Annotated in this window: 21 protein-coding genes; 16 read left to right on the top strand and 5 right to left on the bottom strand. The window is 61.7% G+C overall.

From position 1 onward, the window contains the following. Positions 1-6: 6 nt before the first annotated feature. Positions 7-672, bottom strand: coding sequence for an LPS export ABC transporter periplasmic protein LptC (lptC, locus tag AC1D2R_RS01805; RefSeq protein ID WP_477964633.1), 666 nt, complete (start codon positions 670-672; stop codon positions 7-9). 210 nt (positions 673-882) lie between these two features. On the opposite strand from lptC, the gene sppA reads away from it, so the two are divergent. The 4 genes from sppA (at position 883) to AC1D2R_RS01785 (ending at position 3687) form a co-directional block, all read left to right on the top strand. Beyond that, positions 883-1833, top strand: a complete 951-nt coding sequence (gene sppA, locus AC1D2R_RS01800) for a signal peptide peptidase SppA (protein WP_477964164.1) — start codon at positions 883-885, stop codon at positions 1831-1833. A gap of 29 nt (positions 1834-1862) precedes the next feature. Beyond that, positions 1863-2162 (top strand): integration host factor subunit beta, encoded by a 300-nt coding sequence (locus AC1D2R_RS01795; RefSeq protein ID WP_477964162.1) that lies wholly within the window; start codon positions 1863-1865, stop codon positions 2160-2162. A 121-nt stretch (positions 2163-2283) separates the two neighbouring features. Next, positions 2284-2616 (top strand): DUF1049 domain-containing protein, encoded by a 333-nt coding sequence (locus tag AC1D2R_RS01790; protein WP_477964160.1) that lies wholly within the window; start codon positions 2284-2286, stop codon positions 2614-2616. Positions 2617-2781: 165 nt separating this feature from the next. Next, entirely contained in the window at positions 2782-3687 is a 906-nt protein-coding gene (locus tag AC1D2R_RS01785) for a S1C family serine protease (protein WP_477964158.1), read from the top strand. 74 nt (positions 3688-3761) lie between these two features. Here AC1D2R_RS01785 and AC1D2R_RS01780 read toward each other — a convergent pair whose 3' ends face one another. Together AC1D2R_RS01780 and AC1D2R_RS01775 are read right to left on the bottom strand one after the other, a co-directional pair. Continuing rightward, positions 3762-4205 (bottom strand): GNAT family N-acetyltransferase, encoded by a 444-nt coding sequence (locus tag AC1D2R_RS01780; protein WP_477964631.1) that lies wholly within the window; start codon positions 4203-4205, stop codon positions 3762-3764. A gap of 44 nt (positions 4206-4249) precedes the next feature. Next, the gene (locus tag AC1D2R_RS01775; protein WP_477964156.1) at positions 4250-4702 is read right to left on the bottom strand and encodes an SRPBCC family protein; all 453 of its coding nucleotides are present in this window, start codon (positions 4700-4702) and stop codon (positions 4250-4252) included. Positions 4703-4819: 117 nt separating this feature from the next. On the opposite strand from AC1D2R_RS01775, the gene AC1D2R_RS01770 reads away from it, so the two are divergent. The 5 genes from AC1D2R_RS01770 (at position 4820) to olsB (ending at position 10584) form a co-directional block, all read left to right on the top strand. Beyond that, positions 4820-5920 carry a class I SAM-dependent methyltransferase gene (locus AC1D2R_RS01770; RefSeq protein WP_477964154.1) on the top strand — a complete coding sequence of 367 codons (1101 nt, stop codon included), beginning with the start codon at positions 4820-4822 and terminating at the stop codon, positions 5918-5920. Further along, positions 5917-6777, top strand: a complete 861-nt coding sequence (locus AC1D2R_RS01765; RefSeq protein ID WP_477964152.1) for a TrmH family RNA methyltransferase — start codon at positions 5917-5919, stop codon at positions 6775-6777. The genes AC1D2R_RS01770 and AC1D2R_RS01765 overlap by 4 nt, the downstream gene beginning before the upstream one ends. Continuing rightward, a complete protein-coding gene (gene lspA / locus AC1D2R_RS01760; RefSeq protein ID WP_477964149.1) occupies positions 6774-7277 on the top strand; it encodes a signal peptidase II in 504 nt (167 codons plus the stop codon). The genes AC1D2R_RS01765 and lspA overlap by 4 nt, the downstream gene beginning before the upstream one ends. A 55-nt stretch (positions 7278-7332) precedes the next feature. After that, positions 7333-9597 (top strand): hybrid sensor histidine kinase/response regulator, encoded by a 2265-nt coding sequence (locus AC1D2R_RS01755; RefSeq protein WP_477964147.1) that lies wholly within the window; start codon positions 7333-7335, stop codon positions 9595-9597. A gap of 111 nt (positions 9598-9708) precedes the next feature. Further along, positions 9709-10584: a l-ornithine N(alpha)-acyltransferase gene (olsB, locus tag AC1D2R_RS01750; RefSeq protein WP_477964145.1), complete on the top strand. Its 876-nt coding sequence runs from the start codon at positions 9709-9711 to the stop codon at positions 10582-10584. Between the two features lie 95 nt (positions 10585-10679). On the opposite strand, the gene AC1D2R_RS01745 is transcribed toward olsB, so the two are convergent. Continuing rightward, complete coding sequence (locus AC1D2R_RS01745) at positions 10680-12965, bottom strand: NADP-dependent malic enzyme (protein ID WP_477964143.1); 2286 nt, start codon at positions 12963-12965, stop codon at positions 10680-10682. A 123-nt stretch (positions 12966-13088) separates the two neighbouring features. On the opposite strand from AC1D2R_RS01745, the gene mutS reads away from it, so the two are divergent. The 4 genes from mutS (at position 13089) to murJ (ending at position 20702) form a co-directional block, all read left to right on the top strand. Further along, complete coding sequence (gene mutS / locus AC1D2R_RS01740) at positions 13089-15809, top strand: DNA mismatch repair protein MutS (RefSeq protein WP_477964141.1); 2721 nt, start codon at positions 13089-13091, stop codon at positions 15807-15809. A 3-nt stretch (positions 15810-15812) separates the two neighbouring features. Continuing rightward, positions 15813-16088 carry a hypothetical protein gene (locus tag AC1D2R_RS01735; protein ID WP_477964139.1) on the top strand — a complete coding sequence of 92 codons (276 nt, stop codon included), beginning with the start codon at positions 15813-15815 and terminating at the stop codon, positions 16086-16088. A gap of 119 nt (positions 16089-16207) precedes the next feature. Beyond that, positions 16208-19111 (top strand): [protein-PII] uridylyltransferase, encoded by a 2904-nt coding sequence (locus AC1D2R_RS01730; protein ID WP_477964137.1) that lies wholly within the window; start codon positions 16208-16210, stop codon positions 19109-19111. 10 nt (positions 19112-19121) lie between these two features. Further along, positions 19122-20702 (top strand): murein biosynthesis integral membrane protein MurJ, encoded by a 1581-nt coding sequence (murJ, locus tag AC1D2R_RS01725; RefSeq protein ID WP_477964134.1) that lies wholly within the window; start codon positions 19122-19124, stop codon positions 20700-20702. A gap of 102 nt (positions 20703-20804) precedes the next feature. Here murJ and AC1D2R_RS01720 read toward each other — a convergent pair whose 3' ends face one another. Further along, complete coding sequence (locus AC1D2R_RS01720) at positions 20805-21233, bottom strand: peptidoglycan L,D-endopeptidase MepK (protein WP_477964132.1); 429 nt, start codon at positions 21231-21233, stop codon at positions 20805-20807. Between the two features lie 764 nt (positions 21234-21997). On the opposite strand from AC1D2R_RS01720, the gene trpS reads away from it, so the two are divergent. From trpS to AC1D2R_RS01705, 3 genes are all read left to right on the top strand, one after another. After that, a complete protein-coding gene (gene trpS, locus AC1D2R_RS01715) occupies positions 21998-23062 on the top strand; it encodes a tryptophan--tRNA ligase (RefSeq protein WP_477964130.1) in 1065 nt (354 codons plus the stop codon). An 84-nt stretch (positions 23063-23146) separates the two neighbouring features. Then, entirely contained in the window at positions 23147-23572 is a 426-nt protein-coding gene (locus AC1D2R_RS01710; RefSeq protein WP_477964129.1) for a cupin domain-containing protein, read from the top strand. Between the two features lie 80 nt (positions 23573-23652). Then, the gene (locus AC1D2R_RS01705) at positions 23653-24144 is read left to right on the top strand and encodes a universal stress protein (protein WP_477964127.1); all 492 of its coding nucleotides are present in this window, start codon (positions 23653-23655) and stop codon (positions 24142-24144) included. Positions 24145-24192 lie beyond the last annotated feature (48 nt).

Raw genomic sequence — 24192 nt, 5'->3', positions numbered from 1 at the left:
GGCTTGTTAGGTGCCCTGTTTGCGAATGACGGATGGATCAACATTCATGCGTACATTCCCCTCGAATGTGACCGTCCGCCCCTTATCCGTCATCTTGAGCGAGCGCGCAACAACCGATGCTCCAACTTTTTGAATCGTAACGGGATCGCTGGTCGTCAGCTTCCCACCTTTGACGTCGACCTGGGCGGTCTGGAACTTGGCTGTGAGGCCGTTGCTCAAGTTGATGGTGAAAGGCGATTTGACGTTGAGGTTGTCGGTTGCGCGGTCGTAGTCGGCCGTCGTCGCCTCAACGCGGGCGATCAGATCGTCCTTGATCGGCACCGCCGCCTTGACGGTTTCGAGCGTGATGAGATTCGGATTCTTGATGTCCTGCAGCGCACGCTCGGCAAGCATCGAATAATTGATCCCGGCGGCGTTGCGGCCCGCGATCGCGGGTTTTTCCATAACGACCTTGCCGTTTTCGATCCTTGCACCTTCGATCTTGATGTTCTCGGGCAGGTAGGTGCGGATCACCGAAACGCCGATGAACACCAAAGAAACGATCACGGCAGCCACTGGCAGAAGCACCTTCAGCCTACGAACCCGCACAGAATGAAACCGCGCGTCGCCATAGGCGTTCCTCGCGGATTTCGCATAGGCAGCCTGTCCGCCGTTCTTTAATGTGTTGAGCATAAATCCGGTCCGTGTCGATGATCGGTAGCGTATATAAGCATTGCCTCGCCAGATCACAGTTCGTTTCGCATTATTACACTGGCTTGCCAATATGGATTTTTTTCTGCAACAAGCAAGAAAACCACAAAATCCGGCAAAGCGGCATTTCCGCACCTCTGCGGAACTCTAGATGGATGAAGTTGCCCGAGCACTGCGGATCTGGAGGAAAGAATGGACAGTTCGATGATCGCGGATCGCCGCAGGTTGCGCCGCAAGCTTGGCTTCTGGCGCATCGTCGCCGTGCTCTTGATCGTAGCGCTCGGGCTTGCCGCCTACCGATTTCTTCTTGGTGATTCCGGAACAAGCCGGCCGCATGTCGCCCACATCACTATTTCGGGGCTGATCACCGATGACAGCGAACTTCTCGATCGGCTCGACACAATCGAGAAGAGCGACGCGGTCAAGGCCGTCATCGTCTCCATCTCGTCGCCGGGCGGCACCACCTACGGCGGCGAACGGATCTTCAAGGCGATCCGCGCCATCTCCGCCAAGAAGCCCGTGGTCTCGGATGTGCGCACGCTTGCCGCCTCGGCTGGATACATGATCGCAACGGCAGGCGACATGGTAATCGCCGGCGACAGCTCGATCACCGGCTCGATCGGCGTCATATTCCAGTATCCGCAGGTCAAGCCGCTGCTCGACAAGCTCGGCGTCTCGCTGGAAGAGATCAAGTCCTCGCCGCTGAAGGCAGAGCCCTCTCCCTTCCATCCCGCCAGCGAGGCGGCCAAGGCGATGATCAACGGCATGGTCGTTGACAGCTACGGCTGGTTCGTCGATCTGGTCGCCGACCGGCGCAAATTGCCGCGCGACGAGGTGCTGAAACTTGCCGACGGTACGATCTTCACCGGACGCCAGGCGCTCAAGGTCAGGCTGATCGACCAGATCGGCGGCAACGACGAAATCCGCGCCTATCTGGCGAAGCGAAAAGTCGACAAGGACTTACCGGAAATCGACTGGAACAAGAAGAGCAGCACGCCATTTCTGCTCGCCGGGGCCGCGTCGCGGGTACTGACTGTTCTCGGCTACGGCGATCTTGCGAGAAGCGAAAACCTTAGCGGAATTCTGCCGCAGAAGTTGCTTCTTGACGGGCTCCTTTCAGTTTGGCAGGTTGGCCATGATTGATAAGAAATCAATAATTTAAGGGGGCAACTGTGATCAAGTCCGAACTGGTGCAGATAGTTGCGGCACGCAACCCGCATCTCTATCATCGCGACGTCGAAAATATCGTCAACGCGGTCCTCGACGAGATCACGGACGCGCTCGCGGGAGGCAATAGAGTCGAGCTGCGCGGCTTTGGTGCCTTTTCGGTGAAGAACCGTCCCTCGCGCTCCGGCCGCAACCCGCGCACCGGCGATACGGTGTTTGTCGAGGAGAAATGGGTGCCCTTCTTCAAGACCGGCAAGGAGCTGCGCGAACGGCTGAATCCCGGCCAGAACGACCAAGACGATTGATCGTCATCTGGCGCTGCCGCGCGCGAAAACGCACTTGAACTTCACGCTGCCTTTTCTATCCTGTGGCTGAAAGGCGGTGCCGCACCAACGAGCGCGCGCTGAGGCATACGGAGACCGAAACATGACGAAGAAGATCCTTAACCTTCTGATTTTTCTGCCTCTCGGCATCATCCTGATCGTCTTCTGCGTCGCCAACCGGCAGAGCGTGTCGATGGCGTTTAACCCCTTCCGACCGGACGATCAGGTTCTCTCGCTCTCCGCTCCCTTCTTCGTTTTCGTATTTGTCGCGCTCATCATCGGCATGTTCGTCGGCTCGGCGGCCACATGGCTCAACCAGAGCAAACACCGCAAGCGTGCCCGTTCCGAGGCCAAGGAAGCCGTGCGGTGGCAGAGCGAGGCCGATCGGCACAAGACTCGCGCCGAGGAAATTGCAGGGCAGCTGCCACCGCGATAGCGAGAGGGAGCGCGGCTGCCGCGCGCACTGTCGCCAAGAAATTCGGATGGCGAAGGGTTGCCGCGAGCGATCTGCCTCCATAGCTATAGACAAAAGATCCGTTGCGCGTCTGCCCTACACAGCAGTTTCACCGCCTCAGCGCCACGCCTCAGGGAGGATGAAACCATGAATATCGATAGAATCCTGCGGTCGGTCGTGGCCGTACGTACCTCAATTCCGGAAGACGCCTTCACGGCCGATGCGCTTGGCATCCGCCGGGAGGGTAGCGGCGTTGTCATCAAAGAGTCCGGACTGGTGTTGACGATCGGCTATCTGATCACCGAAGCGGAAGAGGTCTGGCTGACGACCAGCGACGGACGTGTCGTCGCCGCTCACGCGCTGGCATACGACCAGGAAACCGGATTTGGCCTGCTGCAAGCGCTGGGCGAGCTAGGGCTTCCCGCGCTGGATTTCGGCGATGCGGCCAAAGCGGGCGTTGGCGACCCCGTTGTGCTGGCAGACGGCATCGGGCAGTTCGTCGAGGCAAAGATCGTCGCCAAGCAGGAGTTCGCCGGTTACTGGGAGTACCTGCTTGACGAAGCGATCTTCACGACGCCCGCCCACCCCTCCTGGGGCGGCGCGCCGCTCGTCGATTTAAGCGGGAAGCTCCTGGGGATCGGGTCGCTGCGCCTGCAGATGAATCAGAGCGGCGAGGTCGCGGACATCAATATGGTGGTGCCGATCAACCTCTTGCCGCCGATCCTCGACGACCTCCTGACACGCGGGCAGGTCAACAAGCCGCCACGGCCATGGCTTGGCGCATTTTCCGCCGAGAGCAATGGCGACGTTATCGTCATGAGCGTCGCCGAGGGCAGCCCTGCCGATCAGGCGGGTCTGCAGCAGGGCGACATCATCTCGGAGATCCGCGACGGGGAAGTCGACGGTCTCGCCGACTTCTATCGGAAGGTCTGGAGCAGCGGCGCTGCAGGCGCCGAAATTCCCATTCGAGTTCTGCGCGATGGCCGCGAAGCCTGGCTGCGTGTGCGGTCAGCCGACCGGAACACTTTTCTCAGAAAGCCGCAACTGCAGTAAGGCATCGCCAGGCAGTGAAAGATCGATAACCTCAGCAGTCAACATGCGACAGCGACTTGCAGCGGGCGTGGCCGCTATTCTGCAGGAATGAAGCTCATTTCCTCGAAATCGCCTTCGGCCGAGCTGCCGGCGCCGGTCACGGCAAAGCCATTCGCCTGATAGAAGGCCTTGGCGCGGCTGTTGTTGACGAGGCACTTCAGCCGGTATTTCTGGCGCGGCCAATCCGGCAATGCCCGCAGCAGGGCGCTGCCCGCGCCCTTCCCCTGCCACTCCTTGCGGATGTAGAGCATGTGAATGAAATCGTCGGGGGGCCACAGCGTCATGAAACCGGCGATCTTGCCTTCCGGCGTCTCCGCCAGCCAAACGACCTCGCCTTGCGTATGTGCAAGGAAGTCCCCGTGCTGAAATTGGGACGGGGCAACCCAGGTAAAGGTCTCGCGGCGGACGATGAGATAGATATCGGCGAGTTCTTCGCGGTCAGGCCTTTCGGGTGCTCTAACGATCCACTTCGTGGATATCGGATTAGACGACGCTAAGAGCCCTGCCAACTGTTTCGTGCTCCCTATTCCGCGGCTTTTGAGCTTACGGCAGCGTTGAAATCCGAAAAGAACTGCTGTGCCAGCTTCTGCGAGGTGGAATCGATCAGCCGGGCCCCGAGCTGTGCGATCTTGCCGCCGACCTGGGCGTTCGCCCGGTACTGCAGGATCGTTTCGTCGCCGTCCTCCTTAAGCGTCACGTCGGCGCCGCCCTTAGCAAAGCCAGCAATGCCGCCCTTGCCTTCACCTGATATCGTATAGCTTGCCGGCGCGTCGATATTGGAGAGCGTGACCTCACCGTTGAAGGTGGCAGAGACGGGGCCGATCTTGATTTTGACGGTTGCGGCGAGCTCCGTCGGCGACTTCAGCTCCAGGTTCTGGCAACCGGGGATACACTGCTTCAGCACCTCCGGGTCATTCAAGGCAGCCCATACGACATCGCGCGGAGCCGTGATCCGTTCTTCACCGGTCAAGTCCATCCGAAATCCTCCCATTTCGACCTGCCTCAAACTATCACAGCGGGAAAGCGCTTTGCCAAGGTGAAACGGAATGCTATTTGCACCAACTCTATCGAATTCAGCACGCGGAAGACCACGTTGAGACAGAAAGAACGCCGGCCGGGCCAGAAGTCCGCCGCCGCCCCCCCCGGCGGACGCCGCAACGACGATCGCGGTACCAGCCGCCCGCTCAAGCCTGCGGGCAAGCCCGCGCCCGCGCGGGAGGCACCGCGCGACCCCGCCGCCCCGGCTGCGAGCGAACGAACGCTGATGGATCGAACCGGAGAGCGTCCGGCCGAACGGGTGCCCGTCATTCTCGAATCGCTCGGTGCCGGCGACTTCCATCTGATCGACAGCGGCAATGGCGAGAAGCTTGAGCAGTATGGCCCCTATCGCATCATCCGGCCGGAAGGCCAGGCGCTGTGGCGTCCGTCGCTGCCCGTGCATGTCTGGGAAAAGGTCGATGCCGCCTTTACCGGCGATACTGACGAGGAGGGCACGGGACGCTGGCGCTTCCCCAAGGACGCGCTTGGCGAGACCTGGCCGCTCAACCTGCTCGGCGTCGATTTCCTCGGACGTTTCACCTCCTTCCGCCATGTCGGCGTATTTCCAGAGCAGATCGTCCACTGGACCTGGATGAAGCAGCAGGTCGAGGCGGCCGGCCGCCCGCTGAAGGTGCTTAACCTCTTCGGCTATACCGGCGTCGCTTCACTGGTTGCGGCAGCGGCCGGCGCAGAGGTCACCCATGTCGATGCCTCCAAGAAGGCGATCGGCTGGGCGCGCGAAAACCAGGCGCTGAGCCGCCTGGATAAGGCGCCAATCCGGTGGATCTGCGAAGACGCAATGAAGTTCATCCTGCGCGAGGAACGCCGCGGCAATACCTACGACATCATTCTCACCGACCCGCCGAAGTTCGGTCGCGGCCCAAACGGCGAAGTCTGGCACCTGTTCGACCATTTGCCGCTGATGCTCGACGTCTGTCGCGAGATCCTGTCGCCTAAGGCGGTCGGCCTGGTGCTGACGGCCTATTCGATCCGGGCCAGCTTCTATTCGATTCACGAGCTGATGCGCGAGACGATGCGCGGCGCAGGCGGTGCGGTCGAGTCAGGCGAACTCGTGATCCGCGAAGCGGGGCTGGACGGCAAGACGCCGAGCCGCGCGCTCTCCACCTCCCTCTTCTCTCGCTGGGTGCCGAAATGAGCCATGAACACAGGGGCTCCCGCCCTCACAAGGTCGGGCAGGTGAAAGAGGTCACCTCGCTCGCCAATCCCATCATCAAGGACATTAAAGGGCTGACGAACAAGAAGGCCCGCGAAGAGAGCGGCACCTTCCTGGCCGAAGGCCTGAAGCTGGTTATCGATGCGATCGAACTCGGCTGGACGATCCGCACGCTTGTCTACGCCAAGGCCGCGAAGGGCAAGCCGCTGGTCGAGCAGATGGCCGCCAAGACCATCGCTTCCGGCGCACTGGTGCTCGAAGTCAGCGAGAAGGTGATCTCCTCGATCACCCGGCGCGACAATCCGCAAATGGTAGTCGGTATTTTCGAAAGTCGCTGGAAAGCGCTTCGCGATATCCATCCCAAGCAGGGCGAAACTTGGATCGCGCTCGATCGCGTCCGCGATCCCGGCAATCTCGGCACGATCATCCGCACCGCGGACGCGGCCGGAGCTTCCGGCGTCATCCTGGTCGGCGAAACCACCGATCCGTTCTCGCTGGAGACCGTGCGCGCCACGATGGGCTCGGTCTTTGCCGTGCCTCTTGCCCGCGCCACCCCGGAAGAATTCATCGCCTGGAAGAGACACGCCGGCGTTTCCGTCGTCGCCACGCACCTTGCCGGGTCGGTCGACTATCGGACGATAGATTACAAGAAGAAGCCGGTGGTCATCCTGATGGGCAACGAGCAGTCCGGCCTACCCGAGCAGCTCGCGAAGGAAGCCGACGCGCTTGCCCGCATCCCGCAACAGGGCCGCGCCGACTCGCTCAACCTTGCCGTCGCCAGTGCGGTCATGATGTTCGAGGCGCGGCGCCATCTCCTCTCACTTTCCGAGGCCAAATGACCGAGCAGACGCTAGACCGACCGGCGCTCTTCTCGCGCCCGCTGCCGATCCTGATCTTCATCGTCCTCGCCGTCGTGCTCGACCAGATCGTCAAGATTGTCGTCGACCACACCCTGCCGCTGCAGGAGATGGTTCCCGTCATCCCGATGCTGGCGCTCTACCGCACCTACAATCTCGGCGTGGCATTCTCGATGCTGTCGGGTATGGACGGCTGGTTCATCGTCGGCATGCGGCTGATCATCGTCGGTTTCGTCATCTGGCTCTGGCGCCGTACCGGAAAGCAGCGCACCTTCGCGCATCTCGGCTACGCGCTAATTATTGCCGGCGCGCTCGGCAACCTGATTGACCGTTTCCTTTACGGCCATGTCATCGATTACATCCTGTTTCATACAGAGACGTGGTCGTTCGCTGTTTTCAACCTGGCCGACAGTTTTATCACAATCGGCGCGGGATGCGTGATTTTGGACGAACTGATACAACCTAAAAGCTCAGATCGCTAAAGTTTTACCGGTTTGCTGAAGGCATTCGGAACGGCCTGCGTGTTAGTGGTTCCACATGCACGGTCTGGGACAATTGCATGAAACGCTGGCTACCGCATTTGGCGGGCATGCTGCTCATCGAGGAAATGAGCAGGCGCAAGAGACTATCGCCTCCCCATCCCTACCCCGCGGGAGATCTTCCTTCCTCGCCGCGAGGGGCAGACTGCTGTCCTGTTGGCTGGGCGGCGCCGGCCTTCTCGCTTCGCTCGCCCTGCTGGCGATTGGCTATGCCAGGGTGCAGCTGATGCTCTCGATCGGCCTTGGAACCATCGCAGTCGCAGCTCTCCTCTTCGTCACCGTTCTTGCGCGACGGCGTATCGCCCCAACAACGGCCGAGCAGCGCGCGATTGCCGGCCGCCACGGGGGTGCCGATCTCTTTGCCAGCATCCACGACGCACTTGGCGACATCACGGTCACCCGCACCATGGATCGGCGGATCATCGGCGCAAACGACATGTTTTGCCGGCTGACCGGTCGGCTCACGCCCGAGGGCATGACCTGCGAGGAGATCGGCATCGCCTTCCGGCCCGGAGCCGAACCCCATCGCTACGACGTGGAGATCTCGACGCCTGAGGGACAACGCATCTTCTTCTGGCGGGACGTCATCACGCGTAACGCGAGCGGCGGGCGGCTGCTCTTGCACAGCATCGCACGCGACGTGACCGAGGAACGCCTCGCCGCCCAGGGGCGCGAAGAGGCGCGGCAGAAGGCCGAGTACAACAGCGCCGCCAAGTCGCGAATGCTTGCCACGGTCAGCCATGAGATTCGCACGCCGCTCTCCGGCATCCTCGGCATGGCGCATTTGCTGACAGAGACGCGACTGACGCAGGAGCAGCAGAACTACCTGACCGGCATCCACCAATCCGGCCATGCACTGACCCATCTCGTCGAGGACCTGCTGGACTTCTCCACGATCGAAGTCGGCCGCTTCCAGTTGCGGCCCCGCTCGGAATCGCTGCGCAAGCTGTTGGAAAGCGTCGTCGAGATGCTCGCTCACCGGGCGCACGAAAAAGGAATCGAGATTGGCGCGACGGTGTCGTCGGATGTCCCGGATGTCATGAACTTCGATCCAGCGCGCCTGCGCCAGGTGCTGTTCAACGTCATCGGCAATGCCGTAAAGTTCACGCAGCTCGGTGGTGTCTTCATCCGCGTCTCGCTTGAGAACGACGACCTGCTGATCACCGTGACCGATACGGGAGCCGGCATGACGGAGGAGGAGCAGTCGCGCATCTTCGGCGAATTCGAACAGGGCGGCGGCATGGTCGAGAAGAGCGGCGGCACCGGCCTCGGCCTCGCCATATCCGCCCGCATCATGCGCGAATTCGGCGGCACGCTGACGGTCGCCAGCGAAAAGGGAGCCGGCAGCGAATTCAGCATCCGCTTCGGCATCGAACATGACGAACACACCCGGGCGCGACGCGACGGCCTGCTTGCCGGGAATATCGTGGTGCTGCTTGCGCCGGCCGGCGCCGCCCGCACGGCCATCTCCGAAACGATCGCAACGCTTGGCGGCAGCTGCCATTTCGTCGAGGACGGCGAGTCCGCACGGCGAACCCTGCTCGATATAGCCAGCCGTGGCCGCCGCCCAACCGATATCATCGTCGATCACCGCATGTCCGGCGAGTTCGCGACACACCTTGCCGACCGCGCGGATATCGCCGCACTCGGCCTGCGCAAGATCTTCCTGGTCAACCCGGAGGAGCGCAATGCCCACTCGCTCGATCTGTTCGATTCATGGCTGATCCGGCCGCTGCGCGAGCAGTCGCTGATCGACGTTCTGCGCGGGCGCATGCGCGGCATGGAAAAGCGCGATGCGCTGAACGACAATCAGCCGGGCTTCAGCGCGGCCATTCCGGAGGCGGGCATCCAGAGCGGGCTGAAGATCCTGCTTGCAGAGGACGATCCTATCAACGCCATGCTGATCCGCGCCATGCTCGAAAAGGCCGGACACAGCGTCCAGCATGTCGATCACTTCGAGGCGCTGCTCGACGCCGCACTGGCGGAAGGGAGCGTGCGTCCCGACATCATCATCAGCGATCTTTCCATGCCCGGCGGTGACGGCATCGAAATGCTTGGCCGGCTACGCGGCCATGAACGCCGGCTCGACGTTCCTCCCGTGCCGATCATTGTCCTGACCGCAGACAAGCGTGACGAATCGCGTCGCCAAGTCTTGCTGAATGGCGCAAACCGCGTCATGCTGAAGCCAGTCGATCCGATAAGGCTTCTGACGGAAGTTCAAGCTGTCGCCGCTCTCTCCGCACGCCGCGCTGAGGCGCTATAAGGGTCAAACCAGCCCTTGCGTTTCCTGCGTATCAGGGGGTTAAAAATGTCACTTTCATGTAACATATAAGTGTTCTATGGCGTCTCGAGAGCCGGCAATGAAAGAATCGTCATGTCCGTAGACATCTTCAAGCGTGACACCGTTACCGAGGCTCACCCGCCGTCAAGAGCGGCTGCGCCGAAGGAAGGCGATGTCCTCGGCCGCATCGGCAATCTGGAAACCCGCCTTGCCCGCACACCGAGCGAAGTGGATGCTGCCCAGGCGGTTCGCTACCGCGTGTTCGTCGAGGAAATGCAGGCGCAATTGCCGGCCGAGGCGATGCGACGCAAGCGTGATGTCGATGCATACGACGCTTTCTGCGACCATCTGCTGGTGCTTGACCGCTCGATCGAAGGCGACAGCGAAGACCAGATCGTCGGCACCTACCGCCTGCTGCGCCAGGATGTCGCAATGGCAAATGGCGGATTTTACTCGGCTTCCGAGTTCGCGATCGACGAGCTCATCGCGCGTCATCCGGATAAGCGCTTCATGGAGCTCGGTCGCTCCTGCGTTCTGCCTGATTACCGTACCAAGCGCATCGTCGAGCTTCTCTGGCAAGGCAACTGGGCCTATGCCCTGAAGCATGGCATGAGCGCGATGTTCGGCTGCGCCTCGTTCCCGGGCGTTCACCCGGAAAGCCACGCGCTGGCACTGTCGTTCCTTCGTCACAACGTCGTCGCAAAGGACGAATGGTCGGTCGGCGCACTGCCACACCTTGCCCGCGACATGGACCTGATGCCCGTCGAGGCGGTCAATCCGAAGCGGGCTCTGGCAGCGTTGCCGCCGCTGATCAAAGGCTACCTGCGCCTCGGCGCCATGGTCGGCTCCACAGCCGTCATCGATCAGGCGTTCAACACGACGGATGTGCTGATCGTTCTTCCGATCGCCAGCATCTCGGATCGCTATCTGAACTACTACGGCGCAGACGCCGGGCGGTTCTCCAGCTGATTTTCATCGGCCCGTCAGAGGATACTCCCTCATCCCGCCTGTCGGATGAGGGAGAGCCACTGGCGTGACGTCGATTGATTTCTGACCACCCCCGGCTACGATCCCGCCGTGTAGGCTGCTATCGCCGCCATGTTGACGATGTCGGAATCCTTTGCGCCCATCGAGGTGATCTGCACGGCCTTGTCGAGACCAACGAGGATCGGACCGATGACGGTCGAGCCGCCGAGTTCCTGCAGCATCTTCGTGGAAATCGAGGCGGAATGAAAGGCCGGCATGACAAGCACGTTTGCCGGGCCGGACAGGCGGCAGAAGGGATACTGCTCCATGACCTTGCGGTTCAAAGCCACGTCCGCTGCCATCTCGCCGTCGTATTCGAAATCGACCCGGCGCTTGTCGAGGATGTTGACCGCTTCGCGCACCCGCTCCGAGCGCTCGCCCGATGGATGGCCGAAGGTGGAGTAGGCAAGCATCGCGACGCGGGGCTGATAACCCATGCGACGCGCGAAACCTGCCGCTTCGACAGCGATATCGGCCAACTCCTCGGCTGACGGCATGTCGTGGACGGCGGTATCGGCGACGAAGACGGTGCGGCCGCGGCAGAGTGCGATCGACACGCCGATCACACGATGTCCAGGCTTCATGTCAATGCAGCGGCGCACGTCGTCGAGCGCGGTCGAATAATTGCGCGTAATGCCGGTGACCATGCCGTCCGCATCGCCGAGCGCCACCATGCACGCGGCGAAATGGTTGCGGTCGTTATGGATCAGGCGCTGCGCATCTCTATGCAGGTAGCCTTTGCGCTGCAGGCGTGCGTAAAGATAATCGATATAGACCTCGACGCGCGTCGAGATGCGGGCGTTGACGATCTCCAGGCCCGGCCTGTTGAGATCGATGCCGGCGCGCTCGGCGGTCGCATGGATCAAGTCCTCGCGGCCGAGCAGGATCGCCGTGCCAAGCTCCTGGTTGGCGTAGGAGAGAGCCGCACGCATCACCTGCTCTTCTTCCGCCTCGGCAAACACAAGCCGCTTCGGGCGGCGGCGCACGCGCTCATAGAGGCTTGCCAGCGTCGAGGCGATCGGATCGCGGCGGGCCGAGAGTTCGCGCGCGTAACCGGCCATATCGGCTATCGCCTTTCGGGCAACGCCGCTATCGATCGCAGCCTGCGCGACCGCCACGGGGATCGCCGAAATCAACCGCGGATCGAAAGGGACCGGGATGATGTATTGGGCGCCAAAGCGCGGGCGATTGCCCTGGTAGGCGGCCGCAACATCGTCCGGCACGTCCTCGCGCGCCAGGCTGGCCAGCGCCTTGACGGCGGCGATCTTCATCTCGTCGTTGATTGTCGTGGCACGGACATCGAGCGCACCGCGGAAGATATAGGGAAATCCGAGGACATTGTTGACCTGGTTCGGATAGTCGGAACGGCCGGTCGCCATGATTGCATCGTCGCGGATGCCGGCAACTTCCTCAGGGGTGATTTCCGGATCGGGATTGGCCATCGCGAAGATGATCGGCCGCTCAGCCATCGAGCGGATCATCGTGTCGGAGAAGGCACCCTTCTGCGAAAGGCCGAAAACGATGTCGGCGCCTTTCATGGCTTCCTCAAGGGTGCGCGCCTTGGTTTTCACCGCATGTGCCGACTTCCACTGGTTCATGCCTTCGGTGCGGCCCTGATAGATCACGCCCTTGGTATCGCACAGCGTGATGTTCTCGGGCGCAAACCCCAACGCCTTGATAAGCTCGACGCAGGCGATTGCCGCAGCACCCGCGCCGTTGCAGACGAGCTTGGTCGTCTTCAGGTCGCGGCCCGTCAATTCCAGCGCGTTGATGAGGCCGGCCGCGGCGATGATCGCGGTGCCGTGCTGGTCGTCATGGAAAACCGGGATATCCATCAGCTCGCGCAGGCGCTGCTCGATGATGAAACAGTCGGGCGCCCTGATGTCTTCGAGGTTGATGCCGCCGAACGAAGGGCCGAGGAAGCGTACGCAGTTGATAAACTCGTCGACATTTTCCGTATCGACTTCGAGATCGATGGAATCGACGTCGGCGAAGCGCTTGAAAAGCACCGACTTGCCTTCCATGACTGGCTTCGACGCCAATGCCCCCAGATTGCCGAGGCCGAGGATTGCCGTGCCGTTCGAGATGACGGCCACCATGTTGCCACGCGTTGTATAGTCATAGGCGGTCGCCGGATCCGCAGCGATCGCCTTCACCGGAACGGCCACGCCTGGCGAATAGGCAAGCGACAGGTCGCGCTGCGTCGCCATCGGCTTGGTCGGAGTGATCTCAAGCTTTCCGGGCCGGCCCATCGCATGAAACTCAAGCGCTTCACTGTCAGTCACGGACGTCAGCGGCCGCTGCTTCTTTTCGGTATCGGGCATTTTTCCTCCAACGTCCTGTGGGTGACGCGTTGCTCTTCCTCAATCGCGGTTGTCATCTATAGCGGCGGGCGGATAGGGTTGGCACCTCTTTTTTGGGAAAAACGCACCTCCGTGAACGAACGAATGGACTCCAGACACGAAGCCTTTTCGGCTGCCGAGCTTGCTACGGAGGAAAGCCGCGCCTGCGCAACGCCGATGATGGAGCAATTCATCGAGATCAAGGGCAAGAACCCTGACTCGCTGCTGTTCTATCGCATGGGCGATTTCTACGAATTGTTCTTCGAGGATGCACTGGCAGCGTCCCGCGCGCTCGGCATCACGCTGACCAAGCGCGGCCAGCACATGGGGCAGGACATTCCCATGTGCGGCGTTCCGGTTCATGCAGCCGACGACTACCTGCAGAAGCTGATCGGGCTCGGCTTTCGCGTTGCCGTCTGCGAACAGATCGAGGATCCCGCCGAGGCCAAGAAGCGGGGCGCCAAGTCGGTCGTCAAGCGCGACGTTGTCCGGCTGGTGACGCCGGGGACGGTCACCGAAGAAAAGCTGCTTTCGCCTTCGGAATCGAACTACCTGATGGCGCTTACCCGGATTCGCGGCGCGTCGGAACCCCTGATGGCATTGGCCTGGATCGACATTTCTACCGGCGTCTTCCGGCTCGCGGAAACGGAGGCGTCGCGGCTTCTGGCCGATATCCTGCGGATTGATCCGCGCGAGCTGATCCTGCCGGATACGATGTTTCACGATCCCGAGCTGAAGCCGGTGTTCGACGTTCTCGGTCGTACTGCGGTTCCGCAGCCCTCCGTGCTGTTCGATAGCGCCACGGCGGAGGGCCGCATTGCGCGCTACTTCGGTGTCTCGACGCTTGACGGCTTCGGTACTTTTTCGCGGGCCGAGCTGGCGGCCGCGGCCGCGGCCGTCGCCTACGTCGAGAAGACCCAGATTGCCGAGCGGCCGCCGCTCGGCAAGCCGGAGCGGGAAAGTGCCGCCTCGACCCTCTTCATCGATCCGGCGACACGGGCCAACCTCGAGCTTGCTCGCACGCTGTCCGGCGACCGCAACGGCTCGCTGCTGAAGGCGATCGATCGCACCGTCACCGGCAGCGGCGCGCGGCTGCTCGCCGAGCGGCTGATGTCGCCGCTGACCGATCCCGTCCGCATCACCGAGCGGCTGGATTCGATCGGCTTCCTCATTGAGGAACCGTCGCTATGCGGCGACCTGCGCGACCAACTGAAGCATGTTCCTGATATGCCGCGGGCACTGTCGCGCCTTGCGCTCGACCGCGGCGGACCGCGCGATCTGGCCGCGATCCGCCAGGGTTTGAAGGCTGCAGCCGACGTGGCCGAGTTGCTTGGCGGCGCGCTGCTGCCAGAGGAACTTGCGGAGGCACTGTCCGGTCTGCGCGACTTGCCGTCCGATCTGGCGCAACTGCTCTTTGAAACGCTGGGCGACGAGCTGCCGCTTCTGAAACGCGACGGCGGCTTTCTGCGCGAGGGCGCCAGCGCCGAACTCGACGAAGTCAGGGCACTGCGCGATCAATCCCGCCGGGTGATCGCCGGCCTGCAGCTGCAATACGCCGACGAGACCGGGATCAAGTCGCTGAAGATCAAGCACAACAATGTGCTCGGCTACTTCATCGAGGTGACAGCCGGCAATGCTGGGCCGATGACGGATACGGCCGTAGCCAAGGCGCGCTTCATCCATCGCCAGACGATGGCGAACGCGATGCGCTTCACGACGACCGAGCTTGCCGACCTCGAAAGCCGGATCGCCAACGCAGCCGATCGGGCGCTTTCGATCGAGCTCGCGGCGTTCGACCGGATGACATCTACCGTTGTTGACTCAGCGGAATCGATCAAGGCCGGCGCCCGGGCGCTCGCCATTGTCGATGTCGCAGCCGGTCTTGCCTTACTGGCGGAAGAGCAGGCCTACTGCCGGCCGGTCGTCGACGGCTCGAAGATGTTTGCGATCGAGGGCGGGCGCCATCCCGTCGTCGAGCAGGCGTTGCGGCGCCAATCCTCCGGTCCCTTCGTTGCCAACAATTGCGACCTCTCGCCTGTGACCGACGGCAGAGACGGGGCGATCTGGCTGCTCACCGGTCCCAACATGGGCGGTAAATCGACTTTCCTGCGGCAGAACGCACTGATAGTGATCCTCGCGCAGATTGGTTCCTTCGTGCCGGCGATGTCGGCCCATATCGGCATCGTCGACCGGCTGTTCTCGCGCGTCGGCGCATCCGACGATCTCGCGCGCGGACGCTCGACCTTCATGGTCGAGATGGTCGAGACGGCGGCGATCCTCAACCAGGCGACCGAGCGGTCACTGGTGATCCTCGACGAAATCGGGCGAGGGACCGCAACGTTCGACGGCCTTTCCATCGCCTGGGCATCCGTCGAGCATCTGCACGAAGCGAACCGCTGCCGCGGGCTTTTCGCGACCCACTTCCATGAATTGACCGTGCTTTCCGAGAAGCTTGCGCGGCTATCGAACGCGACGATGCGCGTGAAGGAATGGGACGGCGACGTCATCTTCCTGCACGAGGTCGGACCCGGTGCGGCTGACCGCTCCTACGGCATCCAGGTCGCCCGTCTCGCGGGCCTGCCGGCGTCGGTCGTGGCGCGCGCCCGCGACGTGCTGGCCCGGCTCGAAGACGCCGACCGCAAGAACCCGGCGAGCCAGTTGATCGACGACCTGCCGCTGTTTCAGGTGGCGGTACGCCGCGAGGATGCCGCACGCGGGCCGTCTAAGGTCGACGAAGCGCTCAAGAACATGAGCCTCGACGACATGACGCCGCGCGAGGCGCTGGATGCGCTCTACGACCTGAAGAAGAAGATCAAGCAGGGTTGACCGATGTTCCTGGACCGCCTGCTGCGCGAAACGCAGTTTCTCGCCAACATCTTCACTGCGGTCGAAGCGCTACGGCTTTCCGACGAGCACGGCAATCCGCGCGGCTGGGCCTCGCCCTGCGGAAAGTTGGAGATTATCCGTCGCTGCGCCGTGATCTGCGACCTCGCGCTGTCTATCGCCAAGGCAGGCTACCGCGAATGCGACAAGGAGACGCTTGACGAAATCGCCAGCGAAACGCGCCAGGTCCTATACTCCATGAAGGCACAATTCGCAGCCTGATCGCGGTGCGTTTACCGGCTTCTCCCCGACGCGGGGGAGGACATCACCTTTTCGCCAAAATTAAAGGTTCTTGCAGTATGAAAACCCGTGTCAAATACGGGGCAAAGAGGCTATAGCGCATGCAGACGAAACGAGAGGCGGACGCGGTCGCGCCGCGCGAACAGGAAGCCGCCCTGCGCATGGCGATGACGAACACCATCGATTTCTCCGATATCCTCGACACTGCCTATCTGCGTCAGATGTGCGCCGGTGTGGCCGAGACCAGCACGAACCGGCCGGATGTCATGCGCTCCGACCTGCTGGCCATCCTCAAGAAGGCAAGCAGCGAAGGCCGCGACAAGGCACGCGAGCTGCTTTCCGTCGACGGCAGCGGCCTCAATTGTGCCCGCCGCATCTCCTGGCTGCAGGACCAGATCATCACCGTCCTCTACGGATTCGCGACGGCGTATGTCTTTCCAGCGCAGAAAGACAAGTTCGCTGTGACAGCCGTCGGCGGATACGGCCGCGATACGCTGGCGCCGGGCTCCGACATCGACCTGCTTTTCCTGTTCCAGCCGAAACCGGCGGAAGAAACCCACAGGGCCGTCGAGTTTATGCTCTATGTCCTCTGGGACATGGGCTTCAAGGTCGGACATGCGACCCGCACGCTGGAAGAATGCATCGCGCTTTCCAAGTCCGACATGACGATCCGCACGGCGATCCTCGAGATGCGCTTCATCTGTGGTCTGAAGTCGCTGGAGACGGACCTCGAAACGCGCTTCGACAAGGAAATCGTCACTGGCACCGGCCCGGAATTCATCGCCGCGAAGCTGGCCGAGCGCGACGAGCGCCACCGCAAGGCTGGCGACACCCGCTATCTCGTGGAGCCGAACGTCAAGGAAGGCAAGGGCGGACTGCGCGACCTGCACACGCTGTTCTGGATCTCCAAATACTACTACCACGTCCGTGACACCGCCGAACTCGTGGCCCTCGGCGTTCTCTCCAGGCATGAATACCGGCTTTTCGAAAAGGCCGACGACTTCCTCTGGGCCGTGCGCTGCCACATGCATTTCCTGACCGGCAAGGCAGAGGAACGGCTCTCGTTCGACATCCAGCGCGAGATCGCCGAGGCACTCGGCTACCATTCACGCCCCGGCCTTTCGGCCGTCGAGCGTTTCATGAAACACTACTTCCTGGTGGCCAAGGATGTCGGCGATCTCACGCGCATTCTCTGCGCAGCGCTCGAAGACCAGCAGGCCAAGTCGACGCCGGGACTGTCGGGCGTCATCAGCCGCTTTGCCCATCGCAGCCGCAAGATTGCCGGCAGCACCGATTTCATGGAGGATCGTGGCCGTATCGCGCTCGCCAGCCCCGACGTATTCAAGCGCGATCCCATCAACATCATTCGCCTGTTCCATGTTGCCGACATCAACGGGCTCGAATTCCACCCGGATGCACTGAAGCGCGTTACAAGGTCGTTGAGCCTGATCGACAACACGCTTCGGGAAGGCGAGGAGGCAAACCGCCTCTTCATGTCCATCCTCACCTCCAAGCGTGATCCGGCGCTTATCCTCAGGCGGATGAACGAGGCCGGCGTGCTCGGCCGCTTCATCCCCGAGTTCGGCAAGATCGTCGCCATGATGCAGTTCAACATGTACCACCACTATACGGTGGACGAGCATCTGATCCGCACCGTCGACGTTCTGTCGGAAATCGACAAGGGCAAGGCCGACGACCTGCACCCGCTTGCCAACAAGCTGATGCCCGGGATCGAAGACCGCGACGCGCTTTATGTCGCCGTTCTGTTGCACGACATCGCCAAGGGCCGCCAGGAGGATCACTCGATCGCCGGGGCGCGCGTCGCCCGTAAACTCTGCGCCCGCTTCGGGCTGTCGCAGAAACAGACGGAGACGGTCGTCTGGCTGATCGAGGAACATCTGACCATGTCCATGGTCGCCCAGACCCGCGACCTTACCGACCGCAAGACGATCACCGACTTCGCCGACCGGGTGCAGTCGCTCGAACGGCTGAAAATGTTGCTGATCCTGACGATCTGCGACATCCGGGCCGTCGGTCCGGGCGTCTGGAACGGATGGAAGGGGCAGCTGCTGCGCACGCTCTACTACGAAACCGAGCTGCTGCTCGCCGGCGGCTTCTCCGAAGTCTCCCGCAAGGAGCGCGCCAATTTCGCGGCCGAGGCGCTGTTCAACGCGCTGTCCGAGTGGAACCAGAAGGACCGTAAGATCTACAGCAGGCTGCACTACCAGCCCTACCTGCTTTCGGTGCCGCTCGAAGACCAGGTGCGCCACGCCGGCTTCATCCGCCAGGCCGACAAATCGGGCCAGGCGCTGGCCACGATGGTGCGCACCGACAGCTTCCACGCCATCACCGAGATCACGGTTCTCTCGCCCGACCACCCGCGCCTGCTTGCCGTCATCGCCGGCGCCTGCGCAGCCGCCGGCGCCAACATCGTCGACGCACAGATCTTCACGACATCGGACGGCCGTGCGCTCGACACTATCCATGTCAGCCGCGAGTTCAAGGACGATGCAGACGAGCTTCGCCGGGCCGGCACCATCGGGCGGATGATCGAGGACGTTCTTTCCGGCCGCAAGCGCCTGCCCGAGGTGATCGCCACCCGCGCAAAGAACCGCAAGAAGAGCAAGGCCTTCGTCATTCCGCCGTCGGTCAACATCTCCAACAGCCTGTCGAACAAGTTCACCGTCATCGAGATAGAGTGCCTAGATCGGCCGGGCCTGTTGTCCGAGGTGACTGCCGTGCTCTCCGACCTGTCGCTCGACATCCAGTCGGCGCGCATCACCACCTTCGGCGAGAAGGTGATCGATACCTTTTACGTCACCGACCTTGTTGGCCAAAAGATCTCCGGCGACAGCAAGCGATCAAACATCACCGCACGTATGAAGGCGGTCATGGCCGAGGAGCAGGACGAGCTGCGCGAGCGCATGCCCTCCGGCATCATCGCGCCGGCGACCACGCAACGCAGCGGCGCCCCGACTGAAAAGAAAGCGGATTCAACCGCATGAGCCTTTACGCATGAGCCTTGTCAAGAAATTCGCCACCGTCGGCGGCGCCACGCTCGGCAGCCGCATCTTCGGCTTTGCCCGTGAAACGCTGATGGCGGCAGCTCTCGGCACCGGCCCGATGGCCGACGTCTTCTATGCCGCCTTCCGTTTTCCGAACCTGTTCCGCCGGCTGTTTGCCGAGGGCGCGTTCAACGCCGCCTTCGTGCCGCTGTTCGCCAAGGAGATCGAGGCGAACGGTATCGACGGTGCCAAACGCTTTTCCGAGGAAGTCTTCGGTGTCCTGTTTTCAGTGCTGCTGCTCATCACCATCGTGATGGAACTGGCGATGCCGCTTCTGGTGCGGTTCGTCATCGCGCCAGGCTTCACGAACGATCCGGAAAAGTTCTCGATCACCGTGCGCATGGCTGCGGTGATGTTCCCCTACCTCATGTGCATGTCGCTGACGGCGATGATGAGCGGCATGCTGAATTCGCTGCATCATTTCTTTGCAGCTGCGATTGCGCCCGTCTTCCTGAACATCGTGATGATCGGCGCGCTGTTCTATGCGCTCTACACCGGCGCGGAACCGCTTGCGACCGCATGGTATCTCTCCTGGGGCGTGCTCGTAGCGGGCGTGCTGCAGCTTGTCGTCGTCTATTTCGGCGTCCTTCACGCGGGCATGAGCATCGGGCTTCGCTTTCCCCGCTTCACGCCCAACGTAAAACGGTTGCTGATCCTTGCGGTTCCGGCAGCCGTCACGGGCGGCATTACGCAGATCAACCAGATGATCGGCCAGGCAATTGCTTCCAGCCGCGAGGGCGCCATTGCCGCGCTGCAGTATGCCGACCGCATCTATCAGCTTCCGCTGGGCGTCGTCGGTGTAGCCGTCGGCGTGGTGCTTTTGCCGGAACTCGCGCGGGCGCTCAAGGGCGGCAATCTGCGCGAGGCCGGGAACCTGCAGAACCGCTCGATCGAATTCGTCCTGTTCCTGACGATCCCGGCGGCCTTCGCGCTCTGGATTCTCTCCGACGAAATCATCCGCGTGCTCTACGAACGCGGCGCCTTCCATCAGGAAAACACAGCGATCGTCGCCTCCATCCTGGCGATCTACGGTATCGGCCTGCCCGCTTTCGTGCTGATCAAAGCATTGCAGCCCGGCTTCTACGCCCGCGAGGACACCAAGACGCCGATGCGGTTTTCGGCCGTCGCCGTCGCCATCAACTGCGCCACTGCGCTGACGCTGTTTCCACGTCTGGGTGCGCCCGGCATCGCCGTCGCCGAGGCGACAGCGGGCTGGATCAGCACCGTGCTGCTGTTCGGCACGCTGCTGCGTCGCGGCCACCTCGTCTGGGAATGGGCGCTCGCGCGCCGCGCCGCCCTGCTCGTAATTTCGGCGGCGGTCATGGGCGGGGTGATCGTGTATCTGCAGCACCGCTGGGAACCGTCGCTGGCTTCCGCAGCACCGCTGGTAACGAAGGTCGGAACGCTCGGCCTGCTGATCGGCATTGCAATGATCGTCTATTTCGCGACCGCGTTCCTGATCGGCGGCGCAAACCTCGGCATGATCCGGCGCAACATCAACCGCAAGCCCGCTGTTAAGACGGACGGCTAGATCAGGATGACTTCAGGTACGTCTAATCGAACTAACATCTGAATCCTGATCTAAATCACAGAGCGGGATTTCAGGCGAAGCCCTCACCAGGCAGCCTGCGTCCTAGCAGTAGACCCATCGCCGCTTCGGGCCGACGTCGACATGGACTATGCCGTTGCAATAGCGGCCGATGCCGCCTATGCCCGGCGCGCCGGCAGCGATCGCGATGATCGTTCGATCCGAGACCCCCGGTATACGGATATCGGCGGCGGCACAGTTGCGGTGCTGCGAATGCGACCGTCCCGAATGCGGCCGGAAGCCCGATGTGACCAGCGGGCGGCGTCCTGTTTTCAGGGCAATATAAGCTAGAATCCCCCTCAGTTGCGGCGGAAAACAATTCGCTCGCACGCTGACGTTTTGCAGGGTGTAGGCAACGACCTGGGGATGTTTCAAAGGTCCGATAGACAATCTACGCACGTTCTGGGCACTAACGCCGTCAAAGCAGGAAAGGCTGAAAAGTCCGGCAATCGCGATGGAAAATGCAGTATGCATGGTTATTCCCCCCCGAGAACGACATCGGCAAAGCCCGATGCTCATATTTGCGGACGGAAACGCATTCCCCAAAAATGGCGATTTTGTGAAATTTATTACTGGTGATACCTTTCTTACCCCCTTATTTACGTCGATTTGATAAATTCAATATACCTAAAAAGAGGTATAAATTACCGCACAATTAAAATTGAATTAGAAAATTCACAGAAAAATTAAAATCGATTTCCCCAAACCCGTATCTACAATCCCCGCGTCCCGTCGTCGGATCACCGCAAGGCGTTGCGGCGAGGTGGGGCCGGCTGGGTGCGGGAGACCGACACATGCTCTCTCATCCAGGGTTCTCAGAAAGTGGTCTCCCTCCGGAGACGGCGGCCAGAGCGAATGCCTTGCCGAGTTGAGCTCCGGACTTGGCTGTGCCGCGCACAAGGTCCCCGGGGGAACCGTAAGCTTCTCCCCGGGCGACGTTGAGAGGGGAATGCAGAGCGACCGGAGTTGCGCGCAAAAACCGCCGAACGGGCGCTGGGAAGCGCCATCTATTTTTACTCCTTCGCGGCAATTTCCAGTACCCCGTCCTAGTGAATGGCATGGTCAAACCACAAGTGACGAGGCCGCGTGACGGATGAGGCGCGCGTGGAGGACTGTCCCGGTCGACAGCCAACCGATCCGAGCCCCTTGATTGCTGCCCCTCCCCCGTGCATAAGCCGCGACGTTAGCAACATGGGCCGTTGGCCCTGGGGCCCTCCACAAGCCTAATCGAGGCCAGAATGAGCGAATTCAAGAAAGTCGTTTTCTCCGGTGTTCAACCGACGGGAAATCTCCATCTCGGCAACTATCTCGGCGCGATCCGCAAGTTCGTGGCGCTGCAGGACGGCAACGACTGCATCTACTGCGTCGTCGACATGCATGCGCTGACGGCGCAGCTGGTGCATGAGGACATGCCGAACCAGATCCGTTCGATCGCAGCCTCTTTCATCGCGTCAGGCATCGATCCGGAAAAGCATATCGTCTTCAACCAGTCGGCCGTGCCACAGCATGCGGAACTCGCCTGGATCTTCAACTGCGTCGCGCGCATCGGCTGGATGAACCGCATGACGCAGTTCAAGGACAAGGCCGGTAAGGACCGCGAGCAGGCCTCGCTAGGCCTCTATGCCTATCCGAGCCTGATGGCCGCCGACATTCTGGCCTACCGCGGAACCCATGTTCCTGTTGGCGACGACCAGAAGCAGCACCTTGAGCTTGCCCGCGACATCGCGATGAAGTTCAACCTCGACTATGCCGAGCACATCCGCAGGGCGGGCTACGGCATCGACATCACCGTCGGCAACGAGCCGGTGCATGCGTACTTCCCGATGGTGGAGCCGCTGATCGATGGTCCGGCCCCGCGTGTCATGTCGCTGCGCGACGGCACCAAGAAAATGTCGAAGTCCGATCCATCGGACCTCTCGCGAATCAACCTGATGGACGACGAGGACGCGATCTCGAAGAAAATCCGCAAGGCAAAGACCGATCCGGACGGCCTGCCTGGTGAGCTCGACGGCCTCAAGGGTCGCCCGGAAGCCGACAATCTTGTCGGCATCTATGCGGCACTTGCCGACAAGACCAAGACCGAAGTGCTGGCCGAATTCGGCGGCCAGCAGTTTTCGGTCTTCAAGCCGGCATTGATTGATCTGGCCGTCACTGTTCTCTCGCCAATCACTGCCGAGATGCGCCGCCTGATGAGCGATACGAGCCACATCGACGCGATCCTGCGCAACGGCGGCGAGCGCGCCAGAGCCCGCGCCGAAGTGACCATGAAGGAAGTCCGCGACATCGTCGGCTTCCTCCACTGATACCTCGTCCGGGCGGCCCGGGCGGCCCGGACTTGTCGAACCGGGGACCACGGCGTACTCTCATCGAACCCGTTGGAGGCTCTGATGCGTGATCGCAGGCTCATCCAGATCGGCACCATGGAAGTCCGGTTCCTGATCGACGAGGATCAGAGTTCGGAAAGCCTCGTGATGTTCGAGTTCGTCGTACCTTCGCAAACCAGAGTGCCGGCTGCGCATTTCCACCGCGACGTGGACGAGGTGATCTACGGAATATCAGGGACGATGACGACCACCGTCGACGGGAAGAAGCACGAGGTACACCCAGGTGAAACGGTGTTCATTCCACGCGGCTTCGTGCACACCCACGAGAACCTTCATGTGGAGACTGCCCGGGTCCTGATCACCATGACTCCCGGACTGATCGGCCGTCGCTATTTCGAGGAAATCGCCGCGGCCATGAATGTCGTCGGCAAGCCCGACATCGAGCATGTGAAGGAAATCATGCTGCTTTACGGCCTCGTGCCTGCCTGATCCCATCGCTTTGCCAGCGATCGGTTCAGGTGAAAACGAGGACTTGCAAATCCTCAAGATCGCGTGTCAGAGTCCGCTCCATGGTATCAAAACGACTCTCCCGGCTCGAAGGCCATCGCCGCAAATTCATGGCGGTCATCGATGACACGCCCGAGTGCCAACGCGCCGTCCACTATGCGGGCCGGCGTGCAAAAAACTCCAATGGCGGCCTCGTGCTCGTCTACTTGATCCCGGAAGGCGACTTTCAGCAGTGGCTGGGCGTGGAAGAGATCATGCGGGCCGAGGCGCGTGAGGCAGCCGAGGCCGTCGTGGCGAAATCGGCGCAGCTGGTGCGGGAGACGATCGGCATCGAGCCGGAGATCGTCATCCGCGAAGGCAGTGCCGCCGAGCAGATCAACGCCGTGATCGAGGAGGACCGGGACATCGCGATCCTCGTCCTTGCCGCAAGCTCCGCAAAGGAGGGGCCGGGACCGCTGGTTTCGTCCGTCGCCGGCCGTGGAGCGGCTTTCCCCATTCCCGTCACCGTGCTTCCCGATACACTGACCGACGAGGAACTCGACGCGCTGGCATGACGTCTTTTCTTGAGTGTTGATCTCTTGAATAGAGTCCCCAATCGGCTT

The sequence above is a fragment of the Rhizobium sp. P1_C7 genome, assembly GCF_056406295.1.
The sequence above is the reverse complement of the archived record's forward strand: the minus strand, read 5'-3'. Positions and strand labels throughout refer to the sequence as shown.

Coding starts and splice junctions, on each gene's coding strand:
- olsB (WP_477964145.1), top strand. CDS start 9,709: ATGTCCGTAGACATCTTCAAGCGTGACACCGTTACCGAGGCTCACCCG.
- sppA (WP_477964164.1), top strand. CDS start 883: ATGGACAGTTCGATGATCGCGGATCGCCGCAGGTTGCGCCGCAAGCTT.
- AC1D2R_RS01765 (WP_477964152.1), top strand. CDS start 5,917: ATGAGCCATGAACACAGGGGCTCCCGCCCTCACAAGGTCGGGCAGGTG.
- AC1D2R_RS01785 (WP_477964158.1), top strand. CDS start 2,782: ATGAATATCGATAGAATCCTGCGGTCGGTCGTGGCCGTACGTACCTCA.
- trpS (WP_477964130.1), top strand. CDS start 21,998: ATGAGCGAATTCAAGAAAGTCGTTTTCTCCGGTGTTCAACCGACGGGA.
- AC1D2R_RS01790 (WP_477964160.1), top strand. CDS start 2,284: ATGACGAAGAAGATCCTTAACCTTCTGATTTTTCTGCCTCTCGGCATC.
- AC1D2R_RS01735 (WP_477964139.1), top strand. CDS start 15,813: ATGTTCCTGGACCGCCTGCTGCGCGAAACGCAGTTTCTCGCCAACATC.
- lptC (WP_477964633.1), bottom strand. CDS start 672: ATGCTCAACACATTAAAGAACGGCGGACAGGCTGCCTATGCGAAATCC.
- AC1D2R_RS01730 (WP_477964137.1), top strand. CDS start 16,208: ATGCAGACGAAACGAGAGGCGGACGCGGTCGCGCCGCGCGAACAGGAA.
- AC1D2R_RS01705 (WP_477964127.1), top strand. CDS start 23,653: ATGGTATCAAAACGACTCTCCCGGCTCGAAGGCCATCGCCGCAAATTC.
- AC1D2R_RS01745 (WP_477964143.1), bottom strand. CDS start 12,965: ATGCCCGATACCGAAAAGAAGCAGCGGCCGCTGACGTCCGTGACTGAC.
- lspA (WP_477964149.1), top strand. CDS start 6,774: ATGACCGAGCAGACGCTAGACCGACCGGCGCTCTTCTCGCGCCCGCTG.
- mutS (WP_477964141.1), top strand. CDS start 13,089: ATGGACTCCAGACACGAAGCCTTTTCGGCTGCCGAGCTTGCTACGGAG.
- AC1D2R_RS01710 (WP_477964129.1), top strand. CDS start 23,147: ATGCGTGATCGCAGGCTCATCCAGATCGGCACCATGGAAGTCCGGTTC.
- murJ (WP_477964134.1), top strand. CDS start 19,122: ATGAGCCTTGTCAAGAAATTCGCCACCGTCGGCGGCGCCACGCTCGGC.
- AC1D2R_RS01775 (WP_477964156.1), bottom strand. CDS start 4,702: ATGGACTTGACCGGTGAAGAACGGATCACGGCTCCGCGCGATGTCGTA.
- AC1D2R_RS01720 (WP_477964132.1), bottom strand. CDS start 21,233: ATGCATACTGCATTTTCCATCGCGATTGCCGGACTTTTCAGCCTTTCC.
- AC1D2R_RS01755 (WP_477964147.1), top strand. CDS start 7,333: ATGCACGGTCTGGGACAATTGCATGAAACGCTGGCTACCGCATTTGGC.